This window comes from Streptomyces sp. NBC_00503, from assembly GCF_036346895.1.
GTDB lineage: Bacteria > Actinomycetota > Actinomycetes > Streptomycetales > Streptomycetaceae > Streptomyces.
Genome location: NZ_CP107855.1, coordinates 3,852,337 through 3,871,629, shown reverse-complemented (window position 1 = coordinate 3,871,629; position 19,293 = coordinate 3,852,337). Strand labels below are relative to the sequence as shown.

Annotated in this window: 21 protein-coding genes and 1 tRNA gene; 5 read left to right on the top strand and 17 right to left on the bottom strand. The window is 71.3% G+C overall.

Going from position 1 to position 19,293, the window contains the following annotated elements; all coding sequences use genetic code 11:
• Nucleotides 1-3: 3 nt before the first annotated feature.
• The 9 genes from OG490_RS18095 to OG490_RS18055 form a co-directional block, all read right to left on the bottom strand.
• Nucleotides 4-858 carry an RNA polymerase sigma factor SigF gene (locus tag OG490_RS18095; protein WP_330297330.1) on the bottom strand — a complete coding sequence of 285 codons (855 nt, stop codon included), beginning with the start codon at nucleotides 856-858 and terminating at the stop codon, nucleotides 4-6.
• Between the two features lie 245 nt (nucleotides 859-1,103).
• Entirely contained in the window at nucleotides 1,104-2,114 is a 1,011-nt protein-coding gene (locus tag OG490_RS18090; RefSeq protein WP_330297329.1) for an RNA polymerase sigma factor SigF, read from the bottom strand.
• A gap of 218 nt (nucleotides 2,115-2,332) precedes the next feature.
• Entirely contained in the window at nucleotides 2,333-2,494 is a 162-nt protein-coding gene (locus OG490_RS18085) for a hypothetical protein (protein ID WP_330297328.1), read from the bottom strand.
• A 358-nt stretch (nucleotides 2,495-2,852) separates the two neighbouring features.
• On the bottom strand, nucleotides 2,853-3,176 hold the full coding sequence (locus OG490_RS18080) for a hypothetical protein (RefSeq protein WP_330297327.1): 324 nt from the start codon (nucleotides 3,174-3,176) through the stop codon (nucleotides 2,853-2,855).
• Nucleotides 3,177-3,285: 109 nt separating this feature from the next.
• A tRNA-Ser gene (locus tag OG490_RS18075) sits at nucleotides 3,286-3,372 on the bottom strand.
• A 67-nt stretch (nucleotides 3,373-3,439) separates the two neighbouring features.
• A complete protein-coding gene (gene tadA / locus OG490_RS18070) occupies nucleotides 3,440-3,868 on the bottom strand; it encodes a tRNA adenosine(34) deaminase TadA (RefSeq protein WP_330300967.1) in 429 nt (142 codons plus the stop codon).
• Nucleotides 3,869-3,933: 65 nt separating this feature from the next.
• Nucleotides 3,934-4,512 carry a tRNA adenosine deaminase-associated protein gene (locus tag OG490_RS18065; protein ID WP_330297326.1) on the bottom strand — a complete coding sequence of 193 codons (579 nt, stop codon included), beginning with the start codon at nucleotides 4,510-4,512 and terminating at the stop codon, nucleotides 3,934-3,936.
• A 251-nt stretch (nucleotides 4,513-4,763) separates the two neighbouring features.
• A complete protein-coding gene (locus OG490_RS18060; RefSeq protein ID WP_330297325.1) occupies nucleotides 4,764-4,937 on the bottom strand; it encodes a hypothetical protein in 174 nt (57 codons plus the stop codon).
• A gap of 146 nt (nucleotides 4,938-5,083) precedes the next feature.
• Nucleotides 5,084-6,025 carry a universal stress protein gene (locus tag OG490_RS18055; RefSeq protein WP_330297324.1) on the bottom strand — a complete coding sequence of 314 codons (942 nt, stop codon included), beginning with the start codon at nucleotides 6,023-6,025 and terminating at the stop codon, nucleotides 5,084-5,086.
• Between the two features lie 216 nt (nucleotides 6,026-6,241).
• Between OG490_RS18055 and upp the strand changes: the two genes are divergently transcribed.
• On the top strand, nucleotides 6,242-6,877 hold the full coding sequence (gene upp / locus OG490_RS18050) for a uracil phosphoribosyltransferase (RefSeq protein WP_330297323.1): 636 nt from the start codon (nucleotides 6,242-6,244) through the stop codon (nucleotides 6,875-6,877).
• 89 nt (nucleotides 6,878-6,966) lie between these two features.
• On the opposite strand, the gene OG490_RS18045 is transcribed toward upp, so the two are convergent.
• Nucleotides 6,967-7,617 carry a LytR C-terminal domain-containing protein gene (locus tag OG490_RS18045; protein WP_330297322.1) on the bottom strand — a complete coding sequence of 217 codons (651 nt, stop codon included), beginning with the start codon at nucleotides 7,615-7,617 and terminating at the stop codon, nucleotides 6,967-6,969.
• Between the two features lie 183 nt (nucleotides 7,618-7,800).
• Nucleotides 7,801-8,097, bottom strand: a complete 297-nt coding sequence (locus OG490_RS18040; protein WP_112446725.1) for a type II toxin-antitoxin system VapB family antitoxin — start codon at nucleotides 8,095-8,097, stop codon at nucleotides 7,801-7,803.
• Nucleotides 8,098-8,185: 88 nt separating this feature from the next.
• Between OG490_RS18040 and OG490_RS18035 the strand changes: the two genes are divergently transcribed.
• Entirely contained in the window at nucleotides 8,186-9,766 is a 1,581-nt protein-coding gene (locus OG490_RS18035; protein WP_330297321.1) for a helicase HerA-like domain-containing protein, read from the top strand.
• A 120-nt stretch (nucleotides 9,767-9,886) separates the two neighbouring features.
• Nucleotides 9,887-10,822 (top strand): glucose-6-phosphate dehydrogenase assembly protein OpcA, encoded by a 936-nt coding sequence (gene opcA, locus OG490_RS18030; protein ID WP_330297320.1) that lies wholly within the window; start codon nucleotides 9,887-9,889, stop codon nucleotides 10,820-10,822.
• On the opposite strand, the gene OG490_RS18025 is transcribed toward opcA, so the two are convergent.
• Both OG490_RS18025 and OG490_RS18020 read right to left on the bottom strand, forming a co-directional pair.
• Nucleotides 10,768-11,244, bottom strand: coding sequence for a cupin domain-containing protein (locus OG490_RS18025; RefSeq protein ID WP_330297319.1), 477 nt, complete (start codon nucleotides 11,242-11,244; stop codon nucleotides 10,768-10,770). The two genes, opcA and OG490_RS18025, sit on opposite strands and share 55 nt — an antisense overlap.
• A gap of 89 nt (nucleotides 11,245-11,333) precedes the next feature.
• Nucleotides 11,334-11,939, bottom strand: coding sequence for an HhH-GPD-type base excision DNA repair protein (locus tag OG490_RS18020; RefSeq protein WP_330297318.1), 606 nt, complete (start codon nucleotides 11,937-11,939; stop codon nucleotides 11,334-11,336).
• A 108-nt stretch (nucleotides 11,940-12,047) separates the two neighbouring features.
• Here OG490_RS18020 and OG490_RS18015 point away from each other — a divergent pair, with 108 nt between their 5' ends.
• Complete coding sequence (locus tag OG490_RS18015) at nucleotides 12,048-12,863, top strand: VOC family protein (RefSeq protein ID WP_330297317.1); 816 nt, start codon at nucleotides 12,048-12,050, stop codon at nucleotides 12,861-12,863.
• Between the two features lie 39 nt (nucleotides 12,864-12,902).
• On the opposite strand, the gene OG490_RS18010 is transcribed toward OG490_RS18015, so the two are convergent.
• From OG490_RS18010 to OG490_RS17995, 4 genes are all read right to left on the bottom strand, one after another.
• A complete protein-coding gene (locus OG490_RS18010) occupies nucleotides 12,903-13,250 on the bottom strand; it encodes a DoxX family protein (RefSeq protein ID WP_330297316.1) in 348 nt (115 codons plus the stop codon).
• 92 nt (nucleotides 13,251-13,342) lie between these two features.
• Nucleotides 13,343-13,789, bottom strand: coding sequence for a molybdopterin-dependent oxidoreductase (locus OG490_RS18005; protein WP_330297315.1), 447 nt, complete (start codon nucleotides 13,787-13,789; stop codon nucleotides 13,343-13,345).
• Between the two features lie 80 nt (nucleotides 13,790-13,869).
• The gene (locus OG490_RS18000) at nucleotides 13,870-16,656 is read right to left on the bottom strand and encodes a molybdopterin-dependent oxidoreductase (protein ID WP_330297314.1); all 2,787 of its coding nucleotides are present in this window, start codon (nucleotides 16,654-16,656) and stop codon (nucleotides 13,870-13,872) included.
• Nucleotides 16,653-17,510, bottom strand: coding sequence for an FAD binding domain-containing protein (locus OG490_RS17995; RefSeq protein WP_330297313.1), 858 nt, complete (start codon nucleotides 17,508-17,510; stop codon nucleotides 16,653-16,655). Before OG490_RS17995 ends, OG490_RS18000 begins: the two co-directional genes overlap by 4 nt.
• A gap of 246 nt (nucleotides 17,511-17,756) precedes the next feature.
• Here OG490_RS17995 and OG490_RS17990 point away from each other — a divergent pair, with 246 nt between their 5' ends.
• The gene (locus OG490_RS17990; protein WP_330297312.1) at nucleotides 17,757-19,292 is read left to right on the top strand and encodes a helix-turn-helix domain-containing protein; all 1,536 of its coding nucleotides are present in this window, start codon (nucleotides 17,757-17,759) and stop codon (nucleotides 19,290-19,292) included.
• The last annotated feature ends 1 nt before the right edge of the window (nucleotide 19,293 follow it).

The window sequence follows — 19,293 nt, the reverse complement described above, 5'->3', positions numbered from 1 at the left end:
CCGCTATTCGCCGATCAGGCCGACGCGGAGCTGCGCGAGCGTGCGCGTGAGCAGCCGGGAGACGTGCATCTGGGAGATGCCGACCTCCTCGCCGATCTGCGACTGCGTCATGTTCGCGAAGAAGCGCAGCATGATGATCTGGCGCTCCCGGGGCGGGAGTTTGGCCAGCAGGGGCTTGAGCGACTCGCGGTACTCGACGCCCTCCAGTGCGGTGTCCTCGTACCCGAGCCGGTCCGCGAGGGAGCCCTCGCCGCCCTCGTCCTCGGGAGAGGGCGAGTCGAGCGAGGAGGCGGTGTAGGCGTTGCCGACGGCGAGGCCGTCGACCACGTCCTCCTCCGAGACCCCGAGCACGGCGGCGAGCTCCGGCACGGTCGGCGAGCGGTCGAGCTTCTGGGCGAGCTCGTCGCTGGCCTTGGTGAGGGCCAGGCGCAGTTCCTGGAGCCGGCGCGGGACGCGGACGGACCAGGAGGTGTCGCGGAAGAACCGTTTGATCTCACCGACGACCGTCGGCATCGCGAACGTCGGGAACTCCACGCCGCGTTCGCAGTCGAAGCGGTCGATCGCCTTGATCAGGCCGATGGTGCCGACCTGGACGATGTCCTCCATCGGCTCGTTGCGGCTGCGGAAGCGGGCCGCGGCGTACCGCACCAGGGGGAGGTTCAGCTCGATCAGGGTGTCGCGTACGTACGTCCGTTCGGGACTGTCCGCGTCGAGGCCGGCGAGCCGGTGGAAGAGGGAGCGGGAGAGGGTGCGGGTGTCGATCCGGGTGTCGATGGCTTCCGAGCGGTGGGACACTGCCGGCGCCTCACGCTGCTTGACGAGCGTGAGTACCTGTGAGCTGCCCTGGTCTACGGACATGCCACCCCCTTGAGGTCGCGGACGGTCGCGCTTCTCTGCGCGCCCGTCGGAGGAACGCAGCCTCCACCTGAATACCGGAGGCGGGGCTGCGGCAAACGCGGTTCCAGCAGAATGTCACATGTCGGCAACACGCTGTAGCGCCATGTCGACATGTATCTCCAGCGACAGAACGCGTTAGGCCTGCTCTAGGACGGAAAAATCCTGCTCTGCCCCGAACCGCGTAGAACGATCTCCACTCGATCCGGTTAGGCCTCGATCCTGTTTGCGGATCGCAGCCGGGCGAAGCTGCGGGCGAGCAGCCGGGAGACGTGCATCTGGGAGACGCCGAGCTCGGCACTGATCTGCGACTGCGTCAGGTTGTTGTAGTACCGCAGGAGGAGGATCCGCTGCTCGCGCTCGGGCAGTTGTACGAGGAGGTGACGGACGAGGTCGCGGTGTTCGACCCCGGCCAGCTCGGGGTCCTCGTAGCCGAGGCGGTCGAGCAGCCCCGGGAGCCCGTCGCCCTCCTGGGCGGCCTCCAGGGAGGTCGCGTGGTAGCTGCGGCCGGCCTCGATGCAGGACAGGACCTCGTCCTCGCCGATGCGCAGCCGCTCGGCGATCTCCGGGGTGGTCGGGGTGCGGCCGTGGAGGGTGGTGAGGTCCTCGGTGGCGGCGTTGACCTGGACCCAGAGCTCGTGGAGGCGGCGCGGGACGTGGACGGTGCGGACGTTGTCGCGGAAGTAGCGCTTGATCTCGCCCACGACGGTCGGCATCGCGAAGGTCGGGAACTGCACCCCGCGGTCGGGGTCGAAGCGGTCGATCGCGTTGATGAGCCCGATCGTGCCGACCTGGACCACGTCCTCCATCGGCTCGTTGCGGCTGCGGAAGCGGGCCGCCGCGTAGCGGACGAGCGGGAGGTTGGCCTCGATGAGGGCCCCGCGCACCCGGGTGTGCTCCCCGGTGCCCGGCTCCAGCTCCTTCAGCTGCCCGAACAGCACCTGGGTGAGGGCCCGGGTGTCGGCGCCCCGGCTCGGCGGCCTCGGGGCCGCCGGGGGCTCTTCCGGGGCCTCCTGCTGGGGCGGTACGTGGGATTCCTGCTGCGGGGCCGCGCAGTCCTGCGGGGGCTGCGGGTGCTGCGGCTCCCGGTGCTGGTCCGGGAGCTGGTCCGGGATCGGGTCCCGGTGGGGGGCCGGGAGCGGGTCCCGGTGCGGGCTCTGCTGCGAGTCCAGCTGGGATTCCTGCTGGGGCGGCACCTGAGGCGCAGTACTGGCCGGCACGGTCACGCCACCCCTTCACGTCACGTCATCAACTCATCCGTCAAAAGCGGTCATAGCATCACAAGACATGTGCACTGTGTGCAAGCACCGTATATTGCCGTGTTGAGGGCAAGTTGGGCATATCGGGGCATTGTGGTCCGTCTGCGGGAACGCAAAAAGCCCCCCACCCGTCGGAGTGGGGGGCCGGGAAAGTCCGGAAACCGCTTCAGCGTACGGGTTCAGCGCACCAGTTCGGTCATGAACTCGCCGATCGCCGTCGCGGCATCCGAGAGTCCCTGGAAGCCGATTCCCACCATGTCGGCGGCTTTCGTGGGCTGAGTGATGATGACGAAGAGGACGAAGACGGTGAGGGCGCCCGAGATCAGCTTCTTGGTATCCACGTGCGCTGTCGGCCTCCCCAACCGGTCCTGCAAGGTCGGGTGAGTCTAACCGGTCGTGTTCGAACACTCACCTGTCCTTTAAGGACCAATGGCCCGGCGGTCCAGGCCCTTTGCCGGTGTGCCGGGGGCGGGCGGAAGCGCAGACTTGAACACGAGCCCACCGGTTCTGGCAGGAAATCGGTGAGCGAGGGACAGGACCTCACTGCGGGGTCCGAGCCGCAAGCTTCCCCCCTGACTGCGGCTTGGACTGGCAGGTTCCGTCCTCATCGGGGGAAGTGGCTTGTCCCCCCGATGCCACTTCCCCCGTCCCAACCGTCGAAGGTCCCGACTCCGGTCGGGGCCTTCTTCGTGTTTTCCGCTACTCCAGGCCGCCGGCCAGGTCGGTGATCGGCTGTACGGGGGCGATCACGGGGGCGAGCTGGTTCGGGAGCTCCATCAGCTGGTTGAGCTGGTTAGCGCCTGCGGAGACCTGGCCGCCGATCTCCTGCACCGAGGCCGGCGTGGCCCCCGCAGGCATCCCCGGAGCGGCCGTCGGCAGGTCCGGGAGGGTCAGCGGGGAGATGGGGGCGGCGGAGGCGGCGGGTGCCGCGAGGCCAGCGGCGGCCCCCGCGAGGGCGATGGCGGCGAGCATGCGCCGGGTCTTGGTCATGCCGTGACAACGGCCGAGGGGGCGGGCGGTCACGCGGACGTCCCCCACAAGGCACACGTCCGGACCAGTGCGGAACGAGTCCGGGACCGGCGGAGGAACGACGAGAGCCCCGACCCTTGCGGGGCGGGGCTCTCGTTCAGAGCGGTAGCGGTGGGATTTGAACCCACGGATAGCTTGCACCATCACACGCTTTCGAGGCGTGCTCCTTCGGCCGCTCGGACACGCTACCGAGAGAGAGCTTAGCCCAAGGAGACCCGTGCTCTGAAATCCGTTCCCCCGGGAGCGGGACGGCGCGCTCAGAGATCGCGGAAGAAGTCCGTCAGCTGCCGCGCGCACTCCCCCGCGAGCACGCCGCCGATCACCTCGGGACGGTGGTTGAGCCGGCGGTCCCGTACGAGGTCCCAGAGCGATCCGGCGGCGCCCGCCTTCTCGTCGGAGGCCCCGTAGACGACCCGGGCCACCCGCGACTGCACGAGCGCGCCCGCGCACATCACGCACGGCTCCAGGGTCACCACGAGGGTGCACCCCGGGAGCCGCCACTCGCCGAGCGCGGCGGCCGCCCGGCGCAGCGCCAGTACTTCGGCGTGCGCCGTCGGGTCGCCGGTGGCCTCGCGCTCGTTGTACCCGGTGGCGAGGAGTTCCCCGTCCGGGCCCAGCACGACGGCGCCGACCGGCACGTCGCCGGCCGGCACCGCCCGCGCGGCCTCCTGGAGCGCCAGGCGCATGGAGTCCCGCCACGGGTCCCGTACGGGATCGGGTGCGTGCGTGGTGTGGTGGTGCGCGGGGATCACTAGCGGACGGCCTCCAGGACCTCGGTGGCGCCGAGCGAGTCGGCGATCTCCGAGAGCGCGTCGCCGTCCAGGGTCATCAATTGTTTGTGGCTCACCCCTAGGTCGTCGAGCAGCCGGGGGTCGCCGAGCGGGCCGGAAGGCACGGGTTCGGCGCCGGCCCGGACCTCGTCGTCCGAGTCGTCCTCCCCGTCGTCCTCACCGTCCTCACCGGGGTTGTCGTCCGAGTACGAGGCGATGACTTCGTCCTCGCCGTCCTCGGTGCCGTCGAGGTCGAGCTCGTCGAGTTCGTCGTCCTCCTCGTCCTTGCCGAGCAGCTCGTCGGTCAGCATCGAGCCGTAGGAGCTGCGGGAGGCGGCGGAGGCGTTGGACACGTAGAAGCGCGGGTCTTCCTCGCCGTCCACGCGGACGACCCCGAACCAGGTGTCCTCCTGTTCGATGAGGGCAACCACCGTGTCGTCGTCGACAGCGGCGGAACGGGCGAGATCGATCAGATCACTCAGAGACTCGACGTCGTCGAGTTCCAGGTCGCTCGCTTCCCACCCGTCTTCGGTGCGCGCGAGCAGTGCGGCGAAATACACCGTGACTCTCCCACTGGTCATAGGCGTGCCGGTTGGAGGTCCCCCCGGCCGGAGGTGGGTGAGGGGTCGAACGGCCGTCGTGCTCGCCGTTCGTGCCCCGCCCAATCGGCATCGTGGCAGAAACGGAGGCTTTGCGAGAGGTGTTCCGCAGCGTGGCGCTGGCCGCGCGTGTTGTACGGGACTCTCCGCGGACCCGGTCGGGGCCCGGTCGGGGCCCGCGGAGAGCCCGCCCCGAGGCCCCGGACGGGCGGTCACCAGCGGAAGGTGCGCATGCGCATCTGCTGGCGCATGCGGGCCGCGCGGGCCCGTCTGGGCTGGACGCGGTCGCGCAGTTCCCGGGCCTCGTGCAGGTCGCGCAGGAACTGCGCGCGCCGTGCTCTGCGCTGCGCCGTGGTCTCCGGTGTCTCGTGGTCGTCGTCGGGCATGGGTCACCGCCCCTGGATGGTCCGGTCCGGTCCGCCCCCCGCACCCCACCTTCCCCCGGACCGGCCGTTTGATGCCACCTTCCGTCCCAGCTCAGTGCGCTTTGGGTGCCGGTTCCGTCCGAGTCCGGTCGCAGTGCGGTCGGGGTTCAGTCGGATTCCGTCAGCGTCGGGACCACCGCCACCGGTCCGTGGGCGTGCTGGAGCACGGCGTTCGCCACGGAGCCGATCATCAGGGACCGGATGTGCCGGCGCGGGTGGTGGCGGCCGACGACGACCAGCGCCGCCGAGTTCGAGGTGGCGACCAGCCGTCCCGCCGCGTCCCCGGGCACCGCCGCCTGCTCGACGGGGACCTTGGGGTACTTGGCGCGGAACGGCGCCAGCCGCTCCGTCTGGGAGCGCAGCATCTCCCGCTCGGCCGGGACCGCGTTCTCGTCCTCCCCCAGCAGCGCCTCCGGCGGGATCACCGCGAACGGGCTGTCGATCACCGTCGTCGGCGACGGCGGGATGCTGTACGCCGACACCACCTGGACGGTCGTCCCCCGTGCGGCGGCTTCCGCGAACGCGAAGTCCAGTACGTTGTCGGGCGTCTCCGAGGCGTGCAGTCCGAGCACCACCCGGCCCGCGGAGGGCTGGGCCGCGACCTCGACCCCGCGCTCCTCGTGCGCGACCACGACGACCGGGCACGGGGCGCTGGTGGCCACGGCGCGACTGTTGGAGCCGAGCAGCAGGGCGGCGAACCCGCCGCGGCCGCGGGAGCCCATCACCAGCATCCGGGCGCCCTCGCCGATGGCCCGCAGGGCTTCCGGGACGGAGCCCTCCAGGGACTCGTAGTGGACCTCGGAGGGCAGCGGGCGCCCTTCGGCCAGGACGGCCCGTATGCGTTCGCTGACGGGGTCGGGGACCTCGTGCGGCTCGTGGCTGTCCTTGAGCGACGATCGGCGTGCCGCGTAGAGCTGGGCGCTGTCGGGCAGCACGTGGGCGACGAGGAGCCCCGTGTGGTGGCGTAGCGCCGCGGCCCTTGCCCACTCCAGGGCCTTGAGGCTGTGTTCGGATCCGTCTACCGCCGCGACCACCATGGGATTGCTCATCAACCAAGAGTGCTGGGGGTCCGGGCGGGTCGCATCTCCAGGGGTTTCGGGGCGCGGCCGCCGCTTCCGGCACGAAGGGGTGGGCACAGCGCGTAGCCTTTTGGGTGTGGGGCGCGCGATTGCGCCCGTATGTGCAGGTGGTGCGGTCGCGGGCAGAGCGGTCGCACCTGTGCGGTCGCAGGTGGAAAACCGGGCAGCTGAGTCTTGGAGGATGTTGTGCGTTTGCAGGTCGTGGATCACCCGTTGGTGGCGCACAAACTCACCACCCTGCGCGACAAGCGCACCGACTCCGCCACCTTCCGGCGCCTCGCCGACGAGCTGGTCACCCTGCTCGCGTACGAGGCCACCCGGGACGTCCGCACGGAGCAGGCCGACATCGTCACCCCCGTCGGCCCGACCACCGGCGTGAAGCTCTCCCACCCGCGCCCGCTGGTCGTCCCGATCCTGCGCGCCGGTCTCGGCATGCTCGACGGCATGGTGCGGCTGCTGCCGACCGCCGAGGTGGGCTTCCTGGGCATGGTCCGCAACGAGGAGACCCTGGAGGCCTCCACGTACGCGACGCGCATGCCGGAGGACCTCTCGGGCCGCCAGGTCTACGTGGTGGACCCGATGCTGGCCACCGGCGGCACGCTCGTCGCGGCGATCCAGGAGCTGATCAAGCGCGGCGCGGACGATGTGACCGCGGTGGTGCTGCTGGCCGCGCCCGAGGGCGTCGAGGTCATGGAGCGCGAGCTGGCGGGCACCCCGGTGACGGTGGTGACGGCCGCGGTGGACGAGCGGCTCAACGAGCACGGCTACATCGTGCCGGGGCTGGGCGACGCGGGCGACCGGATGTACGGCTCGGCCGAATAGCCCCGTGGGGCGGAACAAGGCGAACGGCGAAGGGCCGGCTCCTCGGAGCCGGCCCTTCGCCGTTCGCTGTTCGTTTCGGGCTCAGGGGTTCAGCACTTCTTGGCGGGCACGGGCTGCGGGTTGGCCAGGACGGCCAGCGCCTTGTCCGCCTCCTCCTTCGGAGTGAGCTCCTTGAAGGCGTCCCCGAGGATCAGGTCGATGTCCGCGGTCTCGCGGGTGTCGGTCTGGTGCGCTGCCCCGGCCAGGTTGGTGCCGAGCACGGAGAAGACCGCCTTGTCGGTCTGCGGCGAGCCGACCAGTATCCCGGCGTCCGGGACCTTCTTGTCGAAGTCGGCGGGGGCGTTGCCGACCTTGCCGATGGCGAAGCCGCGCTTCTTGAGCTCGTCGCCGACCGCCTTGGCGAGGCCCGCGCGCGGGGTCGCGTTGTAGACGTTGACCGTGATCTGGCCGGGCTGCGGGAGCGCGACTTGCGGGGCGGTGGAGGCCGCCGCCGCGGGGCCGGCCTTGGGGGCCGGGGTCGCGCAGTCCTTGGCGGCGGCCGCGGCGCCATGTTTGCCCGAGTCGCCGCGGAACACGTCGATGAGCTGCATGGCCCCGTAAGCGATCAGGGCGAGCCCGACGATCGATCCGAGCACGAGGAGGACGATCCGGCGGCGGCGTCGCGGGCGGGCCATGCGGGGGTAAGCCGCCCCCGTCACGCGGTACTTTCCGCCCATGCCAGGGGGAGTGAGCATGCTCATGTGCGCAGCGTAATGCCGACCGGGGCCGATGCCCACCGAATCATCTGTTCATAGGGCAAGGGCGACCCGAAAGGCGCAACCGGGACGCAACCGGCGCCCGGTGGGGCCCTACGGGGCCGTCGGCGCGGGGTGCTCCCGGCGTGTCTCGCGCCGCTCCGTGGCGCGTCGTTCCAGGTCGGAGGGTCAGCCCAGTTCGAGGACGCGCGCGTGCAGGACCTGGCGCTGCTGGAGCGCGGCGCGGACGGCGCGGTGCAGCCCGTCCTCCAGGTAGAGGTCGCCCTGCCACTTCACGACGTGGGCGAAGAGGTCCCCGTAGAAGGTCGAGTCCTCGGCGAGCAGCGTTTCAAGGTCGAGCTGGCCCTTGGTCGTCACCAGCTGGTCGAGCCGGACCGGGCGCGGGGCGACATCCGCCCACTGCCGGGTGGTTTCCCTGCCGTGGTCGGGGTACGGCCGCCTGTTTCCGATGCGCTTGAAGATCACACGGAAAGCCTACCGGGCCGGTGCCTGCGGGCGCAGCCTTGTGATGACGGTGCAAAGGTGGCAAACAGCGCTATATCGGGAGTGATGAATGAGCGAGAGCACCGACCCCGCGTCCCCGGCAGGCCAGATCGCCGCCGGGTACGCCTTCACCGGACCCGCGCTCGATCTGGGGGCCCTGCTCTGGGACGGGGCCTGCCTGCCGGAGCGGCAGATCCGCATCCCGCTGTCCATGCTCAACCGGCACGGGCTGGTCGCGGGAGCCACCGGCACCGGAAAGACCAAGACGCTCCAGCTCATCGCCGAGCAGCTGTCCGCCAACGGGGTTCCGGTCTTCCTCGCGGACATCAAGGGCGATGTCTCGGGCATTTCCGCGCCGGGCGCGAGCAACGCGAAGATCGAGGAACGGGCCGAGGCCGTGGCCCAGGAATGGGAGGGCTCCGGATTCCCCAGCGAGTTCTATTCGCTGGGCGGGATCGGGCCCGGCATCCCGCTCCGGGCCACCGTGACCAGTTTCGGACCCGTCCTCATGTCCAAGGTGCTCCAGCTCAACCAGACGCAGGAGCAGTCGCTGGGGCTGATCTTCCACTACGCCGACACCAAGGGCCTGGAGCTCATCGACCTCAAGGACCTGCGGGCGGTCGTCGCCTTCCTCGTGTCCGACAAGGGAAAACCGGAGCTCAAGGGAATCGGCGGGCTGTCCACGGTGACCGCCGGGGTGATCCTGCGGGCCCTGACCGCCTTCGAACAGCAGGGCGCCGCGGAATTCTTCGGGGAGCCCGAATTCGACACGAGCGAATTCCTCCGAACGGCGGCGGACGGGCGCGGGCTGGTCTCCGTACTGGAGCTTCCGGCGGTCCAGGACAAACCACAGCTCTTCTCCACCTTTCTGATGTGGCTGCTGGCCGATCTGTACGGGGACCTTCCGGAAGTCGGGGACCTGGACAAACCGAAACTCGTCTTCTTCTTCGACGAGGCACACCTGCTGTTCAACGGAGCCTCCAAGGCATTCCTCGAAGCGATCACCCAGACGGTGCGGCTGATCCGCTCCAAGGGAATCGGCGTCTTCTTCGTGACCCAGACGCCGAAGGACGTACCGGCCGACGTGCTGGCGCAGCTCGGCAACCGGGTCCAGCACGCGCTGCGCGCGTTCACGCCGGACGACGCGAAGGCGCTGAAGGCGACGGTGAAGACCTTCCCGAACTCCGCGTACGACCTGGAGGAGCTGCTGACCCAGCTGGGCACCGGCGAGGCGGTGATCACCGTGCTGAGCGAGAACGGTGCGCCGACCCCGGTGGCCGCTACGAGGCTGCGCGCCCCGCAGTCCCTGATGGGCCCGATCGACGCGGCGGCCCTGGACCAGGCGGTGAAGGCCTCGCTCCTCTACTCGCGGTACGCGGAGCCGGTCGACCGGGAATCGGCGTACGAGAAGATCAGCGCGGAGCAGGCGGCCGCGGAGGCCGAAGCGGAGGCGGCGGCCGCTGCCGCGGAGGCGGCGAAGGCGGAGAAGGCGGCGGCCGTGGCGGCCCGGAACGCGCCGAAGCCGGACCCGTCACTGGCGGAACAGGTGGTGGGCAGCGGGCTGTTCCGCTCGCTGGCCCGGTCGATCGGGACGCAGCTGGGGCGGGAGATCTCGCGGTCGATCTTCGGGACGGCCAGGAAGCGGCGCTGACCTGGCCGTGGTCGGGCTTCAAGGGGCGGGGCTCGAAGTGGTGCGGCGCCGTGGTCGGGCGGTGGCCCGGTGGTGGCGGAAGGCGTACCGGCGGGTCGCCAGGGCTGCGAGACTCGGGGTATGCGGACCGAACTCACCGACACCACCTCCAGCAAGGTCAACCGGGCCCTGCTCGACGCCCGCCGGGCCATCGGCAGCCAGACGATGGGGCTCGTGCTCAACCTCCTCGTCGCCACCGACGAGGAGGGGGCCTACGACGCCGTCCGCGCCGCCTCCGAGGCTTCGCGCGAGCACCCCTGCCGGATCATCGTGGTCATCAAGCGCACGGCGCGCGGCCCGCACCGGCTCCGGCAGAACCGGCTCGACGCCGAGCTGCGGGTCGGCTCCGACGCCGGGTCCGGGGAGATCATCCTGCTGCGCCTGCACGGCACCCTCAACGAGCACGCCGGCTCCGTGGTGCTCCCGCTCCTCGTGCCCGACGCCCCCGTCGTCGCCTGGTGGCCCGCCGATGCTCCCGAGGCACCGGCCCTGGACCCGCTCGGAGCCCTCGCGCAGCGGCGCATCACCGATGCGGAGGCGGCCGACGACCCCGTCGCGACGCTCGACGCGCGGGCCTCGGCCTACGCGCCCGGGGACACCGACCTCGCCTGGACCCGGCTGACGCCGTGGCGCTCGCTGCTGGCCGCCGCCCTGGACCAGAAGCCGCTCCCGGTGACGGCCGCGGCCGTGGAGAGCGAGCCCGGCAATCCGAGCTCCGAACTGCTGGCCCGCTGGCTGGAGGACCGGCTCGGGGTTCCGGTGGAGCGGGTGGCCACCGCGGGACCGGTCATCACCCGGGTCCGGATGACGACCGCCGGCGGGGAGATAGAGGTGGACCGCCCCGACGGGATCCTGGCCACCCTGCTCCTGCCGGGCAGCCCCGACCGCAAGGTGGCCCTGAAGATCCGCAGCAGCGCCGAGCTGATCGCGGAGGAGCTCCGCAGGCTCGACGCCGACGAGGTCTACGCGTCCGCGCTGCGCTTCAGGCGGTCGGCCCAGGCGGCGCTCTCCGCGTAGTGGTTGTCGTAGACCGGCTGGCTGTCGATGATGTCCTGGACGGTGGCCTCGCCGGCCCGGACCCGGCCGAGCAGCCGGTAGTAGTCGAAGCGGCCCATGCCCGGGGTGAAGCCGACGAAGACCTCGGCCGTGCTGTCGGCGGCCGGGGCGAAGGCGTGCTTCACACCGGGCGGGACCGCGAGGAAGTCGCCCTTGGTGAGGGTGTGTATCTCGTCGCCGACGAGGACGTCGAGCCGGCCGTCCGTGACGTGGAAGAACTCGGTCGCCTTGGTGTGGAAGTGCACGGGGGCGCCGGCCGCGCCGACCTCGAAGCTCGCCGTGTTGCAGGTGAGCTCGGCGGTGTCGGTGAGCAGCGTGATGAGGCTGCCGGGGCCGTCGGAGATGGATTCGGCGGTGGTGGCGCGCGTCAGGTTCTCGGTCATGATCACAATTCTAGGGCGGGGGTCTGACAATCCCCGGGGGATTGCAGAGGTCCGGGCGCGTCCATGTCGAACCGTCAATTCCGGTTCGCTCACTGGCTCTTGGCGGCCTTCGCCGCCGCCTTCGCCTCCTGTTTGTGGGCCCGTACCTTCGCCAGGGATTCGGGCCCGGTGATGTCGGCCGCCGACCGGTAGACGTTCGCCGGGCCGTACCCGCCGGCCGCCTCGCGCCACCCCTTCGGGTGCACCCCGAACCGTTTGCCGAGCAGCGCCAGGAAGATCTGGGCCTTCTGCTCCCCGAAGCCGGGCAGCTCCTTCAGCCGCCCCAGCAGTTCGGCGCCCGTGGCCGCGTCGGCCCACACGGCCGCCGCGTCCCCGTCGTAGTGCTCCACGAGGTACGCGCACAGCTGCTGCACCCGCTTCGCCATCGACCCCGGGTAGCGGTGCACGGCGGGCTTCTCGGAGAGCAGCGCGGCGAAGGCCTCCGGGTCGTGGGCGGCGATCGCGTGCGCGTCCAGATCGTCGGAGCCGAGCCGCCGGGCGATCGTGTAGGGCCCGGAGAACGCCCACTCCATCGGAACCTGCTGGTCGAGGAGCATCCCGACGAGAGCGGCGAGCGGGCTGCGGCCGAGCAGCTCGTCGGCCTCGGGCTGCTGGGCGAGCCGGATGGTGGCCGCCCCGAACGTGTCCTTGTCCATGGCTCCAGGGTCCCGCGCGCGGGCTCTCCGCGCGCGATTGTCAGACCCCGCACCTAGCGTGGGAGGCGAGACGGGTCACGTCGTACACGACACAGGAGTCGATCGATCATGGCTGAATTCCCCGAGGGCACACCCTGCTGGGTGGACGCGATGTTCACCGATGTGGAGGGCGCCAAGAGCTTCTACGCCGCGGTGCTGGGCTGGACCTTCGGCGAGTCCAGCAGCGAGTACGGCAACTACACGCAGGCCTACTCCGACGGCAAGGCCGTCGCGGCCGTCGTCCCGCCGATGCCGGGGCAGGAGGGGGCCTCGCAGTGGTGTCTGTACTTCTCCTCGCCCGACGCGGCGGCCACCGCCGGGAAGATCAAGGCCGCGGGCGGCGAGGTGCTGATGGAGCCGATGCAGGTCGGCGCCTTCGGCACGATGGCGATCGCCAAGGAGCCGGGCGGCGCGGTCTTCGGCGTCTGGCAGCCCGGCGAGCACAAGGGCTTCGAGAAGCCCGCCGGTGAGGTGGGCGCGTACGCCTGGGCGGAGGTGTTCACGCGCGACGCGGCCAAGACGGACGGGTTCCTGCCGCAGGTCTTCCCGTACGGCGAGCAGCAGATGGAGGCCGGCGAGAACCCCGAGATGCCCGGCATGGACTTCAAGGTCTTCAACCTGGGCGGCCCGGAGAACGTGGTGCTGGGCCGGATGAAGATGGGCGACGAGTTCCCGCCCGAGATCCCGTCCTACGTCCAGGTCTACTTCGGCGTCCCGGACTGCGACGCGGCGGTCGCCAAGACCCAGGAGCTCGGCGGCATGCTGCACTTCGGCCCGCTGGACAGCCCCTTCGGGCGCTTCGCCGCGCTCACGGACCCGCAGGGCGCGGCCTTCGCGGTGATCGACATGTCCACGACGGTGGGAGAGATGCCGACCTTCGCCTGACCGGTCCCTGCGGGGCCTGCGGGCCTCGGCTTCGCGGCACTAGGCCGCGAAGCCGAGGGCGAAGGCCGCGATCACCGGTGCCATGTAGATCACCGGGAACGCGACGTGCTTGTACGAGCGGGCGCGGAGCACGGTGATCACCGCTCCGCTGTAGTAGAGGACCAGGCCGATGCCCGCCGCGATCCCGATGAGCGGGACGAAGAGGCCGATCAGCAGGCCCAGCGCCCCCGCGGCCTTCGCCAGGCCCAGGAGGGTCCACCAGGTCCGCGGGACCCCGTACTCCTCCAGGGGCTCCACGACCCACGAGGCGCGGGTCAGGAGCGAGTAGCCCGAGAAGGCCGACATGGCGGCGGCGACAACGGCGACGACGGTGGCTGCGGTGTTCATGGCGGGGGCTCCTAGGCGGTCAGTGTGGTGTGGCTTCACTGCACTGACCCGTGGCCGCCCGTGAGTGTGACAGGGGCCGCCGGAAAAGATTTTCAGAGGCCCAGGCTCGGTGGGGACAGGGCGCCGAACCACACGTGGGTGACGGCGCTGACGTAGCGCGCCCCGCACCGGTCCGAGGGGACCACCAGCTGTGCGCCCGCCTCGTCGAGGTCCTCGCCGTCGAGGCGGGTCGCCAGCAGGATCGGGCTGTCGCCGAAGTCGCCGTCCAACTCGGCCCAGGACAGCACCGAATGGTGTCCGTCGCCGCCGCTCACCGCGAGCAGGAACCGCGAACGGTCCTTGCGGCGGCGGGGGTCGAAGGCCGGACCCGCGTCCGCGATGACCTCGCGGAGCAACGGGCCCTCGAACACGTGGTGTTGCGGACCGTTCGTCGCGCAGTCGAAGGTGACCGCGGCCCGGTGCTGTGCCCAGTCCCGCAGGTCCGCGACGCTCAGGGTCGCCGGGTGGTCCAGATCGCCGTGCAGCATGAGTTTGGCCATGGCTGGCTTATGCCCGGCAGTGCGTACCTCAGAACCTCATCTGCGAGGTTGAGAGGTTGATATGAGCCGCAGGTGTGGCTTCATTGGTCGTTTTGGTCTGGCATATTCTGCGACATCCTCTGCCATACGGCATCCCGGAGCAGCGGCATCCGCGTGAAACGGATGCCCGTCGCGTCGCGCAGCGCGTTCGCGAAGGCCGGGCCCACCGGGTTGAAGGGGCTCTCGGACATGGACTTCGCGCCCAGCGGGCCGATCGAGTCCGAGGTCTGCGTGAAGTGGACCTCGGTGCGCGGCACGTCCGCGTACTGCGGCAGCCGGTAGCGGCGGAACGCCGCCGTCGTGACCTCGCCGCGCTCGTCGATCCGTACGGTCTCGAAGAGGGTGGCGCCCAGGGCCTGCGCGACACCGCCCTCCACCTGGCCGAGGCACTGCATCGGGTTCATCACCTTGCCCGCGTCCGCCGAGTGCACGCTGCGCAGGATCTTCATCTCCCCGGTGCCGGGGTCCACGGCCAGCCGGAACCACTGGGCGTTGAACGCCACCGAGCGCGGGGTGCCGCCGAAGTGGCCCTCGCAGCTGATCTCGCTCGCCTTCCCCTTGGCGTGGGCCGCCTCGTAGAGCTCCTTGAGGGTGACGGTCCGGCCCGCGCAGTCGAAGGACTCGGGGCCCAGCAGGCACAGGTGGCGGGCGACGCCCGTGTGCTCGGAGGCGAAGGTCTTCATGCGTTCGGCGAGCGAGGTCGCGGCGAGCAGCACCGCCTTGCCCGCCACCACGGTGCCGGCCGACCCGAAGGCGCCGGTGTCGTGCCGGACCACGTCGGTGTCGGCCTGGCGGACGGTCAGCCGGTCCGCGGTGGTGTTCAGCGCGTCCCCGGCGAGCTGCTTGTGGACGGTGGTGGTGCCGTTGCCGAACTCGGCGGTGCCGACCGCGATGTCGTACGTACCGTCCCGGAGCAGGGTGATCGTGGCGTCGGCGTAGTGGCCGCGGGGCGGGCTCGTGGCGATCATCGACACGGCGGTGCCCTGGCCGGTCACCCAGCCCGGCGGGACCTTCTCGTGACTGGTGTCCTCGGCGATCGCCCTGCGCACCACGGCCAGGCACTCGGCCAGCCCGTAGCTGGCGATGAACAGGTCGTCGTCGTGGCCGATCGGCGTGTGCATGTGGTCGAGCGGGCCGATGATGTTCTTCTCGCGGAACTCCAGGGGGTCCATGCCCAGGCGCCGCGCCACCTCGTCCATCGCCGACTCCAGGGCGAAGGTGGTCTGGCCCAGCCCGTAGCCGCGGAAGGCGCCCGAGGGGACGACGTTGGTGTAGACGGAGTAGGCCTCGACCTTCTTGTGCGGGGCCTTGTAGATCACGAAGGACTCGCCGGCGCTGTGGTACATCACGCCCGGGCCGTGGTTCCCGTAGGCACCGGTGTTGGACACGATGCGCATGGAGATGGCGGTGAGGGTGCCGTCGGCGCGGGCGCCGAGCTTGATCCGGACGGTGAACGGATGCCGGGTACTGGCTCCGTAGAACTGCTCGGCGCGGGTGAACTCCAGCTTCACGGGACGGCGCAGTTTCAGCGCGGCCAGCACCACGATGTCCTCGGCGAACATCTCCTGCTTGCCGCCGAAACCGCCGCCGACCCGGCCCGCGACCACCCGGACCTCGTCCTCGCCGAGCCCGTACAGCGCGCACAGGGCCCGCCGGGTCAGGAAGGGGGTCTGGGTGGAGGAGCGGACGGTGATCCGCTCGCCGGTGCCGTCCTCCTTCGGTTCGAACCAGGCCACGCAGCCGTGGGTTTCGAGGCTGGCGTGCTGGACGCGCTGGGTCCGGAAGGTCTCCTCGTAGACCACCGCGGCCTCGGCGAACCCCTGTTCCACATCGCCGATCTCGCCGTGCACCTCGCCGGCCACGTTGTTCTGGACGCGGGCGATCCGCGCCTCGGGCCCCTTGCCCGCGTGGATGACCGGCGCGCCCGGGGCCATGGCCTCCTCCGGGTCGGTCACGTACGGGAGTTCCTCGTAGGTGACGTGGATCCGGCGGCAGCCCTCCTCCGCGGCGCCCTCGCTGTCAGCGACGACGGCGGCCACGCGCTGCCCGACGAACCGGACCACGTCGTCCAGCAGGCGGGTGTCGTCGGGGTCCTCGTGCGGGTGCTCGTGGCGGGCGCTGGAGTAGAGCACGTCCGGGACGTCCTCGTGGGTGAACACCGCCCGCCCGCCCGGCACGGCCAGCGCCTCGGAGGTGTCGATCGAGGTGATCCGGGCGTGCGGGTGCGAGGCGCGCAGCAGCTTCATGTGCAGCAGCCCGGGCACGTCGATGTCGAAGGTGTAGCGGGCGGTGCCCGTGACCACCTGGGGGGCGGCGGGCGCGGCGAGGTTGCGGCCGACGGCCTTGCCCGCCTCGGGCTCCTCGACGTGCTTCACGCCGCGGACGGCGTCCTCGATGGCGCGGTAGCCGGTGCAGCGGCAGATGTTGCCCTTGAAGGCGCGCGGCAGGTCGTCGAGCTTGCCGTCGCAGTGGGCGGTGCCCTTCTCGGCCTCCAGGGCGGCGGTGGTCATCACGAACCCGTTGGTGCAGAAGCCGCACTGGAAGCCCTGCGCGTCCAGGAACTTGCGCTGCACCGGGTGGAGTTCGCCGTCGGGGTGGGCGAGGCCCTCCAGGGTGGTCACCGAGCGGCCTTCGGCGCGGACGGCCGGGTAGAGGCAGCTGTGCACGGCCTGCCCGTCCACGTGGACCGTACAGGCGCCGCAGTCGCCCTGGTCGCAGCCCTTCTTCACGCCGAACCAGCCGCGCTCGCGCACGTAGGTGCGCAGGCACTGGCCGGCGCGGGGCTCCTCGGTGAAACGCTGCTTGTTGATGTCGATCTCGTAGCTCATCGGAGTCCCTCCGGGGTGTCGGCGCGGTCGTCCGTGTCGTCCTCGCCCGCCAGTTCGCGGCGGACCTCCTCGGCCAGGCGCAGGGCCATGTGGCGGCGCCAGGCGGGCAGGCCGTGGATGTCGTCGTACCACTCGTCGGGGCGGACGGCGGAGTCGATGGCCCCGCGCAGCTCGGCCGCGGTGGGCGGCAGCGCGAACCAGAAGCGGAAGGGGCGGATGGTGGCGGCCGAGACCGTGACGGCGAGCGAGCCGTCCTGGGGGTCGAAGGCGCCGATGACGAGGGCGCCGGAGCGGCCGAGCCCGTAGAGGGAGGCCTGCCGGAAGGCCGTACGGGAGTCCAGGGCGCGGGCGGGCAGCCGCACCGAGCGCAGCAGCTCGCCGTCGCGCAGGTCCTTGACCCCGGCTCCGCGGATGAACTCGGTGACGGGCAGCCGACGGGTGGCGCCGTCCTGGCCCTGGAGGAGGACCGTGCCGTCGAGGGCGGCGGAGAGGGAGACCATCGGCCCGGCGGGGAGGCCGTTGCAGAGGTTCCCGCCGACGGTCGCCATGTTCCAGATCTTGAAGCTGGCGAGGAAGGCCCGGCAGCACTGCTCGAAGAGCGGCGCGGCGGTGGCGGGCAGGGTCCGGCCGAAGCGGGACAGCTCGGTGATGGTGCAGGTGGCGGCGATGTCGAGGGAGCCGTCGGGCTGCCGGGTCAGCGGCGGCCAGCCCATCCGGGAGAGGTCGACCAGACGGCGCAGGTGCGGCTGGGGTTCGGAGAAGAGGTACGTGCCCCCGCCGAGCCAGGCATCGCCGGGACGCCAGGGTTCGCGGCGGCGGGCGTCACGTACGTCTAGCACCGTGTTGAGGTCCATTTTCCGCCGCCTTCGCTGCCTCGTATGTCGTCCCGGGGGGCGGTTTCGTCCGTCCTGATGCCAGTGAAGCAACGGGGTACGGGTCGCGGCGACTGGTCCCGGCCACGGAAAAGAACGAGAGCCGCCGAGATCGTCCTGGTGAATCATCCAAGAGCCCTTCTCTGTGGTTGCCCTTGCATTTACCATGATGAACCTCATATTCGCCTCGCGATTGTGGGCTACCCCCCGCCGCAAGGAGTCCCTGCCGTGCACGTCCTCGATCTGCTCCAGTCCGACAACCTCGGCCTCACCCTGCTCTGGGGCGAAGAGCCCCTTCTCGGCCAGGAGGTCAGCGGGGTGACCTCCACGGACCTCGAGGATCCCGGCCGGTTCCTGGGCCACGGGGAGCTCGTGCTCAGCGGTCTCGTGTGGTGGAAGCCGGGCGCCACGGCCGTCGGCAGGACCGACCGGTTCGTCGCCGCCCTGGCCTCCGCCGGGGCGCGGGCCCTGCTGGCGGGCGAGGAGACCCACGGCAAGGTGCCCGACGAGCTCGTCGCCGCCTGCCGGGCCCACCGGATGCCGCTGGTGGCGGTGCCCGCGAAGACCAGCTTCCGGGCCGTGACCGAGGCGGTCTACCTGCGCCAGTGGGGCGACCTGAGCAGGCGCCCGACCCGGCTCTTCGCGCTTCCCGAGAACGTGCGCGGCGAGCTCAGCCGGCTCCTGGAGGGCGGGGCCGCAGCCGCGGAGCTGCTGGACCGGGCCTGCGCCCACCTGGGCCGGGTGCCCTGCTACCTGCTGACCGCGAGCGGCCGCACGGTGGCCCGTACCCCGTCCGCACCCGCGATACCGGCCCGGCGGGCCTCGCTCGCCAACCTGGCGCGGGGCGGGGTCACCCTGCGGATCGAGGCCGAGAGCTCGCCCTACGACGCCTGGCAGCTGCACGTCCCGGACGCGGACGCGGCGCCGCCGAGGGTGCTGCACGAGATCGCCGAGGTGTTCGCGCAGTACCGCGACGGGGAGACCCGGCGGGGCGCCGGGCGGCGGGCGGCCGGGCGGGAACTGCTCGCACTGGTGGCCTCGGAGGCCGCAGAGCCCGACCAGCTCGGCGCCGCGCTGGTCGCGGCCGGACTGCCCGCGCAGGGCCCGTACCGGGTGGTGGCGGCCACCGACGCGGACGCGTTGGCGGAGGCGCTGCGGCACCTGGACGGGGTGCTGTGGGCGGCGGGGGAGACGGGAGCGGTGCTGTACGAGCCCGCGGAGGCGGAGCAGGAGCCGGATCCGGAACGGCGGGCGGACCAGCGCCCGGACCCGCGCGCCGACCCCGACGCGGTCCCGGCCGAAGACGCCGTCGCGGACCGGCTGCGCGCGCTGTGGCCGCTGCTCCGGGCCTGCGGCGACCCGGAGGCCGACCTGCGGCTCGGCGTCGGCGCGCGGGCGGACTCGGCCGATGGGCTGCGCGTATCACTCAGCCAGGCCCGCTTCGCCCTCACGGCGGCGGACACGGAGGTGCCGGTGCGGGGCGTCGAGCAGCTGGACTCCCTGGCGGAGCTGCTCTCCGGAGTCCCGCCGGAGGTGCGCGGGGTGTTCGGGTCGCGGACGCTGGGGGCGCTGGGCGACGGGATGCTGCGCGAGACGCTGGAGGTGTTCCTCGCCAACAACTGCTCCTGGACGCGCACCGCGGAGGCGCTGCACCTGCACGTGAACACCGTCCACTACCGGATGGAGCGGGTGGAGGCGCTGACCGGGCGCGACCTGTCCCGGCTGGACCACAAGCTGGACCTGTACGCGGCGCTGCGGTGCTAGG

Bases quoted from the DNA above. Each gene is read 5' to 3' on its own strand.
- OG490_RS18020 (WP_330297318.1), bottom strand. From the start codon at position 11,939: ATGGACAAGGACACGTTCGGGGCGGCCACCATCCGGCTCGCCCAGCAG.
- opcA (WP_330297320.1), top strand. From the start codon at position 9,887: ATGCGGACCGAACTCACCGACACCACCTCCAGCAAGGTCAACCGGGCC.
- OG490_RS18035 (WP_330297321.1), top strand. From the start codon at position 8,186: ATGAGCGAGAGCACCGACCCCGCGTCCCCGGCAGGCCAGATCGCCGCC.
- OG490_RS18010 (WP_330297316.1), bottom strand. From the start codon at position 13,250: ATGAACACCGCAGCCACCGTCGTCGCCGTTGTCGCCGCCGCCATGTCG.
- OG490_RS18060 (WP_330297325.1), bottom strand. From the start codon at position 4,937: ATGCCCGACGACGACCACGAGACACCGGAGACCACGGCGCAGCGCAGA.
- OG490_RS18015 (WP_330297317.1), top strand. From the start codon at position 12,048: ATGGCTGAATTCCCCGAGGGCACACCCTGCTGGGTGGACGCGATGTTC.
- OG490_RS18005 (WP_330297315.1), bottom strand. From the start codon at position 13,789: ATGGCCAAACTCATGCTGCACGGCGATCTGGACCACCCGGCGACCCTG.
- OG490_RS18025 (WP_330297319.1), bottom strand. From the start codon at position 11,244: ATGACCGAGAACCTGACGCGCGCCACCACCGCCGAATCCATCTCCGAC.
- OG490_RS18045 (WP_330297322.1), bottom strand. From the start codon at position 7,617: ATGAGCATGCTCACTCCCCCTGGCATGGGCGGAAAGTACCGCGTGACG.
- OG490_RS18055 (WP_330297324.1), bottom strand. From the start codon at position 6,025: ATGAGCAATCCCATGGTGGTCGCGGCGGTAGACGGATCCGAACACAGC.
- OG490_RS18000 (WP_330297314.1), bottom strand. From the start codon at position 16,656: ATGAGCTACGAGATCGACATCAACAAGCAGCGTTTCACCGAGGAGCCC.
- OG490_RS18095 (WP_330297330.1), bottom strand. From the start codon at position 858: ATGTCCGTAGACCAGGGCAGCTCACAGGTACTCACGCTCGTCAAGCAG.
- OG490_RS17995 (WP_330297313.1), bottom strand. From the start codon at position 17,510: ATGGACCTCAACACGGTGCTAGACGTACGTGACGCCCGCCGCCGCGAA.
- tadA (WP_330300967.1), bottom strand. From the start codon at position 3,868: ATGCGCCTGGCGCTCCAGGAGGCCGCGCGGGCGGTGCCGGCCGGCGAC.